Annotated in this window: 8 protein-coding genes and 3 tRNA genes; 3 read left to right on the top strand and 8 right to left on the bottom strand. The window is 63.4% G+C overall.

Annotated elements, in window-relative coordinates:
- The first annotated feature begins 29 nt into the window (after window positions 1–29).
- Window positions 30–908 (top strand): integron integrase, encoded by an 879-nt coding sequence (locus FB481_RS22950; RefSeq protein WP_147178088.1) that lies wholly within the window; start codon window positions 30–32, stop codon window positions 906–908.
- Between the two features lie 273 nt (window positions 909–1,181).
- On the opposite strand, the gene rimO is transcribed toward FB481_RS22950, so the two are convergent.
- Window positions 1,182–2,507, bottom strand: coding sequence for a 30S ribosomal protein S12 methylthiotransferase RimO (gene rimO, locus FB481_RS22955; protein ID WP_147178090.1), 1,326 nt, complete (start codon window positions 2,505–2,507; stop codon window positions 1,182–1,184).
- A 249-nt stretch (window positions 2,508–2,756) separates the two neighbouring features.
- Here rimO and FB481_RS22960 point away from each other — a divergent pair, with 249 nt between their 5' ends.
- Window positions 2,757–4,097, top strand: coding sequence for a short-chain fatty acid transporter (locus FB481_RS22960; RefSeq protein WP_147178092.1), 1,341 nt, complete (start codon window positions 2,757–2,759; stop codon window positions 4,095–4,097).
- Between the two features lie 38 nt (window positions 4,098–4,135).
- Here the strand turns inward: FB481_RS22960 and FB481_RS22965 are convergent, their stop codons facing one another.
- From FB481_RS22965 to FB481_RS22985, 5 genes are all read right to left on the bottom strand, one after another.
- Entirely contained in the window at window positions 4,136–5,404 is a 1,269-nt protein-coding gene (locus FB481_RS22965; protein WP_147178094.1) for a virulence factor family protein, read from the bottom strand.
- On the bottom strand, window positions 5,404–8,034 hold the full coding sequence (mprF, locus tag FB481_RS22970; protein ID WP_147178096.1) for a bifunctional lysylphosphatidylglycerol flippase/synthetase MprF: 2,631 nt from the start codon (window positions 8,032–8,034) through the stop codon (window positions 5,404–5,406). The genes FB481_RS22965 and mprF overlap by 1 nt, the downstream gene beginning before the upstream one ends.
- Window positions 8,035–8,253: 219 nt before the next feature.
- Window positions 8,254–8,330 (bottom strand) — tRNA-Met (locus tag FB481_RS22975).
- Window positions 8,331–8,451: 121 nt separating this feature from the next.
- A tRNA-Met gene (locus tag FB481_RS22980) sits at window positions 8,452–8,528 on the bottom strand.
- Between the two features lie 120 nt (window positions 8,529–8,648).
- A tRNA-Met gene (locus FB481_RS22985) sits at window positions 8,649–8,725 on the bottom strand.
- 273 nt (window positions 8,726–8,998) lie between these two features.
- Between FB481_RS22985 and dinB the strand changes: the two genes are divergently transcribed.
- On the top strand, window positions 8,999–10,069 hold the full coding sequence (dinB, locus tag FB481_RS22990; protein ID WP_147178098.1) for a DNA polymerase IV: 1,071 nt from the start codon (window positions 8,999–9,001) through the stop codon (window positions 10,067–10,069).
- A 49-nt stretch (window positions 10,070–10,118) separates the two neighbouring features.
- Here the strand turns inward: dinB and FB481_RS22995 are convergent, their stop codons facing one another.
- A complete protein-coding gene (locus tag FB481_RS22995) occupies window positions 10,119–10,520 on the bottom strand; it encodes an META domain-containing protein (protein WP_147178100.1) in 402 nt (133 codons plus the stop codon).
- Window positions 10,520–10,957 carry a hypothetical protein gene (locus tag FB481_RS23000; protein WP_093502669.1) on the bottom strand — a complete coding sequence of 146 codons (438 nt, stop codon included), beginning with the start codon at window positions 10,955–10,957 and terminating at the stop codon, window positions 10,520–10,522. The genes FB481_RS22995 and FB481_RS23000 overlap by 1 nt, the downstream gene beginning before the upstream one ends.
- Window positions 10,958–11,225 lie beyond the last annotated feature (268 nt).

Here is an 11,225-nt window from a genome sequence, read left to right on the forward strand (position 1 = left end):
CTGCATCGGGGAGTTCGTAGCGCTTTGCCATGCGGGCCTCCAGCCAATCATGGCGGCAATTCTACCCGCACCGACTTTTCGTACAGAACCTAGGGGCCACCGAGGTCAATGCATTTTTGACCTGGCTGGCAGTGGAGCGCAAGGTCGCGGCTGCTACTCAGAATCTGGCTCTCAATGCATTGGTCTTTCTCTACGCAAGGGTTTTGGAGCAACCACTCGGTCAGGTTGGTGAGGTAGTGCGGGCCAAGCGCTCTCAGCGTATTCCCTGTGTACTGACGCATGCCGAAGCCACAGCGTTAATCGCGTTGCTCGGTCAGCCTTATCAACTGCTGGCTTCTTTGATGTATGGCGCAGGTTTACGGGTCGTGGAGGCTGCGCGGCTGCGTATCAAGGATGTGGATTTCGAGCGCCAGGTGCTGACCGTACATGACGGCAAGGGGGCAAAAGATCGCACAACGCTTCTGCCTGCCTCACTGATCACGCCACTGTTGGAGCGTAAGCAGCGTATGTTCGATGCATGGAAGCACAAAGATGCGTTTTACCGGCAGCCGGTCAGTCTGCCCTTCGCCTTGCGACGCAAGTACCCCAATGCCGGCCATTCGTTCGAATGGCAGTGGCTGTTTCCATCCAGCGGGCTCTGTACGGATGAAGATGATCAGGTAGTACGCCATCACATTCACGTCACCTCGATCCAGAAGGCCGTTCGGCAAGCCGTGCGCCGCAGCGCACTGCACAAGCCGGCGAGTTGCCATACCTTTCGCCACAGTTTCGCCACCGAATTGCTGCGCCGAGGCAGTGATATTCGAACCGTACAAACACTGCTTGGTCATGCAGATGTACGCACGACGCAGATTTACACACACGTTTTGGGGCAAGGCTTTGCTGGTGTCGTCAGCCCATTGGGGTGAGCAGACGTTAGCCAGAATCTGCCAGCCTCCGCTGGCCTCACCTCGCTCAGCGAGGGGGGGGAGGCGGGTGCGTAGCCGTCGCTGTTTTCACCCACCATGGAGGTCGTGAAGCGGCGCCTTACTCGTTCTTAATGCTCGTGCTGAATATCGTTTAAATGCATCAGCCAGAGCATTGAGTTGAACGTCTACGTTGCGGGCACGGGGCACAAATAACGCAGCCAATAAAAAACCTGCAAACGCAGGTTTTTTATCGAACCGTGTGTGGCGCTGATCTCAGACCCGCTCAGCCCACATATCGTATTCGTCGGCATCGACGATGCGCACGCGCACCTTGTCGCCTGGCTGGAAGTCGGTACCTTCGATAAACACGCTGCCGTCGATTTCTGGCGCGTCGGCCCAGGAGCGGGCGACGGCGCCCTGGTCGTCGACTTCGTCGATCAGCACGTCCATTTCGCGGCCGATCTTCAGTTGCAGGCGGGCGGTGCTGATGGCCTGCTGGTGGGCCATGAAGCGGTCCCAGCGATCCTGTTTGACGTCATCGGGCACAATGTCCACGTCCAGGTCGTTGGCGGGGGCACCTTCGACCGGCGAGTACTGGAAGCAGCCGACGCGGTCGAGCTGGGCTTCGGTCAGCCAGTCGAGCAGGTATTGGAAGTCTTCTTCGGTTTCGCCGGGGAAGCCGACGATGAATGTCGAGCGGATGGTCAGGTCCGGGCACTGTTCGCGCCAGGATTTGATGCGCGCCAGGGTGCGGTCTTCGAAGGCCGGGCGCTTCATCAGCTTGAGGACGCGCGGGCTGGCGTGCTGGAAGGGAATGTCCAGGTACGGTAGCAGCTTGCCGGCGGCCATCAGCGGAATCACGTCGTCGACGTTGGGGTAGGGGTACACGTAGTGCAGGCGTACCCACACGCCCATGCTGGAGAGCGCTTCGCAGAGCTCTTTCATGCGCGTCTTGACCGGCTGGCCGTTCCAGAAGTCGGTCTTGTACTTGAGGTCGACACCGTAGGCGCTGGTGTCTTGGCTTATCACCAGCAGTTCCTTGACGCCGGCCTTGACCAGGCGCTCGGCCTCGCTGAGCACATCGCCGACCGGGCGGCTGACCAGCTTGCCGCGCATCGAGGGGATGATGCAGAAGCTGCAGCTGTGGTTGCAGCCTTCGGAAATTTTCAGGTAGGCGTAGTGGCGCGGGGTGAGCTTGACGCCCTGCGGCGGGATCAGGTCGACCAGCGGATTGTGATCCTGGCGCGGCGGCACCACTTCGTGGACGGCGTTGACCACCTGCTCGTACTGCTGCGGGCCGGTGACCGACAGCACGCTGGGGTGCACGTCGCGGATGTTGCCTTCCTCGACGCCCATGCAGCCGGTGACGATGACCTTGCCGTTTTCCTTGATGGCCTCGCCAATCACTTCCAGGGACTCGGCCTTGGCGCTGTCGATGAAGCCGCAGGTGTTGACCACCACCACGTCGGCGTCCTGGTAGGTCGGCACCACTTCATAACCTTCCATGCGCAGCTGGGTCAGGATGCGTTCGGAGTCCACCAGGGCTTTCGGGCAGCCAAGGGAAACGAACCCAACTTTGGGGGGGGCGGTGGTGGTCATGCAGGTGAACCTCAGGGCTAAGACGGGCCGGGCGCTTTGGGCGCCTCTGGTCAAAAAGTGCGCAATTCTAGCGGCGTGTGAGGCACTTTTCCAGCACTGCCGACAGGATGTGGGGGTGGGCTGCGCCCATTGCTCTGAAAGATGCTGTTGCAGACTCCGCCTCTGCGCCGCGCCAGGGCCTGTTAGCGTGCCCGAGCGGCCGGCGAGCACCGCCGCGCATCCCCATAACAATGACAAAAGGGCTACCTGATGTTTTCACGGATCACGCTGCTGAGCGTCAATCTGGTTCAGCGCTTGCTGCCTTCTCCCTTCGTATTCGCCATGCTGCTGACCCTGGTGGTGCTGGCGCTTGGCATCTTCGCCACCGGCCAGAGCCTGCCGCAGATGGCCCAGCACTGGGGCGGCGGTTTCTGGAATCTTTTGACCTTCACCATGCAGATGGCGCTGGTACTGGTCACCGGTCATGCCCTGGCCAATGCGCCACCGGTGGCCCGGCTGCTGGATCGCCTGGCGCGCATTCCCAGCACCCCAGGACAGGCGATCGTGTTCGTCACCTTGGTGGCGATGGCCGCATCCTGGGTCAACTGGGGCTTCGGCCTGGTGGTCGGCGCCGTGTTCGCGCGAGCGCTGGCGCGGCAGGTGCAGGGCGTGCATTACCCATTGTTGGTGGCGGCAGCCTATTCGGGCTTTCTGGTGTGGCATGGCGGCCTGTCGGGCTCGGTGCCGTTGTCCCTGGCCACCGGTGGTGCGGATCTGGAACGTATCAGCGGCGGCGTACTGACCGCTGCCATTGGCGTCGAGCATACGCTGTTCACCACACTCAATCTGACCATCATCGCCTTGCTGGTAATCGGCGCGCCGCTGCTCAACCGGGCGATGATGCCGCGAACGCCCACGGTGGCCGCGCCCGAGCTGCTGATGGATCCGCCAGCGCCGGCCATTCCTCGCGACACCGGCGCCCAACGCCTGGACGACAGCCGCATGCTCGGCCTGCTGATCGTCGCCCTGGCGGCCATCTATTTCGTCTACCACTTCGCCAGCAACGGCTTCGGGCTGACCCTGAACCTGGTGATCGGCATGTTCCTGTTCGCCGGCTTGTTGCTGCATGGCTCGCCGGAGCGCTACGGGCGGGCGGTTCAGGACAGCGTCGGTGGTATCAGCGGGATCATCATCCAGTTCCCGTTCTACGCCGGGATCATGGGCATGATGGTCGGTGCCAACGCCGAGGGGCAGACGCTCGGCAAGCTGATCAGCGACCTGTTCATCGATTGGTCGTCGGCCGAGACCTTTCCCCTGCTGACCTTCCTCAGTGCCGGGCTCTTGAACATGTTCATCCCGTCGGGCGGCGGCCAGTGGGCAGTGCAGGGGCCGATCATGCTACCGGCCGGTGAGGTGCTTGGCGTGGCACCGGAGATCACCGCCATGGCGATCGCCTGGGGCGACGCCTGGACCAACATGATTCAGCCCTTCTGGGCGCTGCCGCTGCTTGCCATTGCCGGCCTGGGCGCTCGGGACATCATGGGCTATTGCCTGATCATGCTGCTGTATTCAGGCGTGGTGATTGGCGGGGCGTTCTACTTTCTGGTGTGAGCGAGGCGTGCTGCCGGCGGGCGCCGGCAACACCGAAGTCACTGCGCCGCAGGCTGTCGCTTCTTGATCGCAGCGATCAGGCGCTCGGCCAGCGCCGGGTAGTCTTCGTCGTAGTGGTGGCCGCCAGGCAGCTCGAGTTTCTCGCCGACGCTCTGCTCCTGGGTGCAGCCGCTTTCCGGCGCTTCTTCGCTGCCGTAGACGCACAGCACTTTCGAGGCGGGCAGCTTGATCAGCTCCGGGCCGGTGGCGGCTTCGTCGCCGTCCTTGCCCAGCCAGCCTTCGACCTGGATCTCGAAGGCGCCGCTGCGCGCCAAGGCCAGCAGAAACACGCCATCGATCTGCTTCTTGTCACTCTCGGGCAGGCGGTTGTAGAGCGCCGGCATCACGTCGGCGCCGAACGAATAGCCGATCAGCACGAAACGCTTGGCATGCCACTTCTCGCGGTACTGGCGCATCATCTCGGACAGGTCGCTGGCGGCCTGGTCCGGGCTCTTGCGCTGCCAGAAGTAACGCAGGGTATCGACGCCGACCACCGGATAGCCGCGCTCGGCCATCTGCTCGGCCACGGCCTTGTCCAGGTCACGCCAGCCACCGTCGCCGGAGTAGAACAGGCTCACCGTATCGCCAGGCGGCGTTGACGTCACCTCGACCACCGGCAGGTCGTCGCTGGCGCCTTGCAGCAGGCGACGCACCTGGGCGATCAGCAGCGCCTTGGGCGCGGTGTCGTAGTCGCCGATCAGGGTTTCGGCCTTGGCCTGCTCGCGCACGAAACGCGCGGTGGCGTCATCCGGGTTGTCGTTCCAGGCGGCCAGCCAGTGGCCGTGAGCGCTGCCCGTCGGCGGCGGGGTGGCGCAATCGGGCTTCTCCAGGGAGAAGCCAACGGACAGCGCCTGGGCCTTGTCGTCGTTCTGGCTGGCGAGCCAGCGCCAGGCGAGCATGGCGGTGTTCTCGCTGCCGGCGACCAGGTTCAGCTTGCCGTCCAGTTGAGCGGCGGCGTCCTGCAGGGTCTTGCCTTGCGCCTCGCAGCCTTGACCGATGGCTGAATACTGGCCGATCAGCGCGTGGTTGGACTGGGCCAGCTCCAGCAGTTCGGCTTCATCGAGCAGTTGATCGTTCGGCAGCGCCAGCAGCACACGGCGTTGTACCTTGCCGCCTGGTGTAGCGACCTGCAGGTCGGCGCCGGAGGCCAGCGTGTGATGCGCCAGGCTGGCGGCGGCTGGCGGGCGCAGCCACAGGTAGAGGCCGCCGGCGATCAGCGCCAGCAGCAGGGCGAGGAGGGGAAGTACTCGTTTGGCAGTTCGGGTCATCAGCGTTTCACCAGTCCGGTAAAGCCGCCGGCGATCAGCGCGGCGGTGTCGGTCAGTGCCACCAGCGGGTCGAGCCCAGCCGGTACGGCCATGTAGCGCGGTTCCCAGTCAGGCTGGAATTTATCCTTGAAGCGGCGCAGGCCCTGGAAGTTGTAGAACGCCTCACCGCGCTTGAACACCAGTGCACCGACGCGCTGGGTCAGCGGCGCGCCGCGGCGTGGCTGCAGGCCGGAGAGCGGCACCATGCCGAGGCTGAAGCGGGCGAAGCCGGCCGCCTTGAAGTGCAGGATCAGGCCGAGCATGAGGAACTCCATGGTCAGCTTCGGCGCATCGGGTAGTACGCGCATCAGGTCCAGGGTGGCCAGGTCGCGGCTGTCGGTTTCCAGCAGGTTGGCGAAGGCCACGGCGCGGCCTTCGACCCGTGCGATGACGATGCGGAAGCGGTTCAGGTACGCCGGATCGAAACGGCCCAGGGAGAAGCCTTTCTCACGCATCTGCTTGCCGCCCAGCCAGGCGTCGGAGATGGTGCGCAGCTCGTCGAACGGTGCCTGGCCGGGTTCGTGGAACTCCAGCACCAGGCCGTCGCGCTGGCTGCGGTTCCAGGTGTAGCGCAGATCCTTCATGGCCTTGCCGGTGCTTTCCAGCTCGAAGCGGTTCAGATCCACACGCGCTTCTTCGCCGAGCTTGATGGCGGTGAGGCCGATGTCCATGTACAGCGGCAGGTTCTCGGCACGCACCTGGTAGAACACCGGACGCGTGTGGTGACGGTCGCACAGGTCGCGGAACTGCCAGACCAGCTCGGCACGGCGTTGCGCGGTGCCGATGGGGTCGAACAGCGCGACCATGCTGCGGGCGCGGCGCGAGTACATCAGAAAGGCGTCGCCTTCCGGGTGCACCAGCAGAGCCTTGTCGCCGGTCAGGGCGAGGCCGCCATCGGCCTGGTCGGAGGCTTTGATGATCGCGGCGGCGCGGTCCAGCTCCTCACTGGTCGGCAGGGTGATGGCCGGCGGTGCGGCGCGCAGCAGCCAGGCCAGGAATATCACGCCCAATACCAGCACGCAGCCCAGGGCGGCGCGTAGGCCGCGCGGCGCATCGGCGTTCACCGCGAACTGCCACCACAGCTGGTTCTCGTAGGGCACGTCCTGATAAGCGAAGAACAGCAGCCAGATCGAGGCGCCGAGCACACAGGCACTGGCTGCCAGGTGCCAGGGCGAGAGGGGCAGCTCCATCAACCGGCTGGGGCGATAGAAATAGGGGCGAAACAGCGCCAGCAAGCCGGCGGTGATACTCAGCAGCAGCGCCTCTTCCCAGTCGAAGCCTTTGAGCAGCGAGAGGATGGCGCCGGTGATTAGCAGGATCAGGGTCATTGCCCATGCGGCCGACAGGCGACGGCGCAGGCCCTGGGCGAGTAACAGGCAGAGCAGGCCGATCAGGCTGGCGCCGAAGTGCGAGGCGTCGATCAGCCGGTGCGGGATCAGGAAGTCGAGAATCTCCAGGCGCTCGTCCAGGCTCGGCGTGGCGCCGGAGAACAGCAGCACCATGCCGGAGATGAACACCAGCAGCGCGAGGATCGGCGCGGCCAGACCGCTTGCGGCGCGGATCGCCTGGCGGGCGCTGATCAGCCGGCGCAGCTCCATGCCCAGCAGCAGCAGGCAGGCGACCAGCAGCGGCAACACGATATAGATGAGGCGATACAGCAGCAGCGCGGCAGCCAGTGGCGCAGCGCCCAGCTCGCTGGCAAAGGCGGCCAGTAGCACGGCCTCGAACACGCCGACGCCGCCCGGTACATGGCTGAGTACGCCGGCAGCCAGGGCGATCAGATAAACCAGCAGGAAGGTGGTGAAGGGCGGCGCTTCGGGCAGCAGCAGGTACAGCACGCCGGCGGCGGCGCTGACGTCGGCCAGGGTGATCAGCACCTGCAGCAGCGTCAGGCACGCGCCCGGCATGCGCAGCAGGTGACGGCTGACCCGCACCATCACGCAGTCGGCGTTCGGGCGCTCTTGCAGGCGTGCGCGGTGCAGTTTCAGCAGCAGGCCGGCGCCGAGGGTCAGCAGCACCAGGCTGATGACGATCAGTACCGGTTGCGGCAGGCGCAATGCGGCGGAGGCGTCGGCCGGGTCGGCCAGTGCCGCAATGGCGGCGAGAATCGGCAGCGCGCAGCCCAGGGAAAGGCTGGCGAACACCGTCATGCGGGCGATTTCCACGCCGCCGATACCATGGCGAGCATACAGCCGGTAGCGGATCGAGCCACCGGAGAGCATCGACAGACCCACTGCATTGCCGATGGCGAAGGCGCAGAAGCCGCCGGTGGCCAATGTGCGGCCGGGCAGGCTGACGCCGGCATAACGGCTGGCCGACCACTCATAGCCGAGCAAGGCGATGAAGCCGACGATAGTCAGGCCGACAGCACCGAGCAGGTTCAGCTTGGGCACGGCCAGGATGGATTCGTGCAGGGCGCTGGGATCCAGCTCGTTGAGCAGGTGCCGGCAGGCGAGCAGGGCGATGACGAAGAGGGCCAGGGCGACACTCAGCCCCAGCGGCTGTCGGTATCGATCCAGGCGCTGACGCCAGAGCAGAAGTTGAGATTTGGGCAGAGAAGGTGGAGCAGTAGCGTCGGAGCTGGCGCGCATCGGATACCTCTTGGGCAGTGCGGCTCAGATTGAAGGGCGGAATCCAAGTTCCGTTTTGTATCAGGCAATGTATGAGCTTGAGCGAAGTGCTTCAAGGTGTCTATGGCAGGCCCTTGCAAAGATTAGCCCATCAACACGCGACGTGAAGCGCGGCTGATTTTCAGATGCCCATAAAACAAAAGCCCCGACAGCGAACTGTCAGGGCTTTCGTTTCGAAGGTGGTTGCGGGAGCCGGATTTGAACCGACGACCTTCGGGTTATGAGCCCGACGAGCTACCAGACTGCTCCATCCCGCGGCGGCCATTATAGGGATGGAGAGAATGCTGTCAACCGACTTTTGCGTTTTCAATCAATCGGTTAAATCGGCAGGGCGGAAAAACAAAAAGGCCACTCGATTGAGTGGCCTTTTTGAGTATCTGGTTGCGGGAGCCGGATTTGAACCGACGACCTTCGGGTTATGAGCCCGACGAGCTACCAGACTGCTCCATCCCGCGGCGGCCATTCTATACAGGATGAGGCTTCTGTCAATCGATTTCTGCTTTTTAATCAATTAGTTAAATCGAGGATGCAGAAAAACAAAAAGGCCACTCGATTGAGTGGCCTTTCTGGGTATCTGGTTGCGGGAGCCGGATTTGAACCGACGACCTTCGGGTTATGAGCCCGACGAGCTACCAGACTGCTCCATCCCGCGGTCGCCATTCTATTCATCTGAGACCTGCTGTCAACGCATATCGAGAAAAAAACGTTTTGCTGTCAATTGGTTAGCGATGCGGATCGCGCATTTTGAAGCGGCCTAGGCCCTGCCATACGGGCGTCTCAGGCGGTTTTGTGGCGTTTTCGTGACGGGGCCTGGTGACGATGAACGGCAAGCCTCGGGCTGGAAGGCTGTTCTTATATACAGTAAGGTGCGTTTCCCATCCTTTCTCGCCGACCGCGCCCGCCGTCGGCTGGCTCTCTCAGGTCTATGGCGCAGCGAAAGATCATTCACATCGATTGCGATGCCTTCTATGCCTCGGTCGAAATGCGCGACAACCCGGCGCTTGCCGACAAGCCGATGGCGGTGGGCGGCTCGGCGGATCGGCGCGGGGTGATCGCCACCTGCAATTACGAGGCGCGGGCCTACGGCGTGCGCTCGGCCATGGCTTCGGGGCATGCGTTGAAGCTGTGCCCGGACCTGCTGATCGTCAAACCGCGTTTCGATGTATACCGCGCGGTGTCCCGGGAGATTCACGCGATCTTTCGCGACTACACCGACCAGATCGAGCCGCTGTCGCTGGACGAAGCCTTTCTCGATGTCTCGAACTGCGAGCATTTCGGCGGCAGCGCCACGCGGATCGCCCAGGACATCCGACGACGCGTGTCCAGCGACCTGCATATCACCGTGTCCGCCGGGGTGGCGCCGAACAAGTTTCTGGCCAAGATCGCCAGCGACTGGCGCAAGCCCAACGGCATTTTCGTGATCACGCCGGATCAGGTGGACGATTTTGTGGCGGAGCTGCCGGTAAACAAGCTCCATGGCGTCGGCAAGGTCACCGCGGACAAGCTGACCCGCCTGGGCATACGCACCTGCCGCGATTTGCGTGAGTGGAACAAGCTGCGCCTGGTGCGCGAGTTCGGCAGTTTCGGCGAGCGGCTTTGGAACCTCGCCCATGGCATCGATGAACGGGTGGTGCAGACCGACAGCCGACGTCAGTCGATGAGCGTGGAGAACACTTACGATCAGGATCTGCCGGATCTCGACGCCTGCCTGGCGCAGTTGCCGGCATTGCTGGAAGAACTGGAGCGGCGCATGACCCGCCTGGACGGCAGCTATCAAGTCGGCAAGCCGTTCGTCAAAGTGAAATTCCACGACTTCACCCAGACCACCCTGGAACAGGCCGGTGCGGCGCGGGATCTGGAAAGCTATCGCGTGTTGCTGACCAGCGCCCACGCGCGCGGCAACCGCCCGGTGCGTCTATTGGGCGTGGGCGTACGCTTGCAGGATATGCGCGGCAAGCACGAACAGCTGGATCTGTTCACGACGCTGCCGCAATAGATGGAGGGATAACCAGATGGGCGAGGCAGCTCACCTGGTTATCGAGCGGTTACTTGTCCGGCCACAGGCGGATCGGTTTGCCGCTGGCGGGCCATAGGCGCAGCTGGTCGATGGGCGAGATGTCCCAGCGTTCGATAGTAGTCAGGCTCTGCAGGAAGCGATTTTCCTGTTCCATTAGCGCCGGGGCGCACAGCTTGCGGGTGCTGCCGGCGTCGCTGAAGCTCAGCTTGTCGCCATCCCGGGTATAGCTGGCGAACCAGTGGTTGCAGCCCGCGTTACCGTAGGCGCGGCCGTCTTCGCCGAGGATGATGGTCAGGTGACTGTTGTCGATCAGCGGGCGTTCGCCGATCCATTCCACGCTATAGGTGCGCTCGGTTTCCAGTTGCACCGGTTTGCCGGCGCAGCCAGCCAGGGCTGCGGCGAGCAGACCCAGGGCGAGAAGCGGTTTCATCAGGCCTCCTTGTTAACGCATGCAGGGCACAGGTGTTTGTCTTGCTGTTTGCGCCAGCCCAGCTCGGCCAGGCGCGCATCGGCGGCTGGCGCCTGGGCCTTCTTGCCCAGTGCGCTGTCGACCGCGAACTCGAAGTCCAGCTGCTTGCCGCAGCTGTCGCAGGTGACCTGCCAGTTGAAGATCGACAGTTCGGTGAAGGCCGGCCCGTGGGCGACGGCGACCCACTGGCCGGGCGGGTTGATCAGGTGGCGGACCTTGTCGACCTGCAGGCGCATGCTCAGGTCACGGCTGCCCTTGAGGCTGACGACCAGGGTGTCGTTACCCTTGATAGAACCGCCGTTGCCGGTGACCTGGTAGCGGCCGGGAGCCAGGGCGCGGCACTCGATCAGGGTGTGTTCGGGGTTGAGCAGGTTGTAGCGAAAATCGTGTTCGGCCATGGGTCCTCCGGGTGAGGCGCGCATTCTAACAGGCCCTGACCGGGGCGGGCGGGGTGGCGACGCCTGGGGGCGGCCAGGCGTCGTATTGAGATAGCTAAAACCTGTTCGGAATCTTTAAGTACAGGTTCGTCGATTTTGGCAGCTAAGGAACTGCCGGTGAATGCGTGGCTTTTGTAGGAGATTCTATGGTTTAGGGCAATGCCTTTATGCCCTTCTGCTGATGTACTCGCCTTGAGTTTTCATCAAGGCGAATGCGACTCTGGCGAGC

The organism is Pseudomonas sp. AG1028, assembly GCF_007993955.1.
In the GTDB taxonomy this organism is placed as follows: domain Bacteria; phylum Pseudomonadota; class Gammaproteobacteria; order Pseudomonadales; family Pseudomonadaceae; genus Aquipseudomonas; species Aquipseudomonas straminea.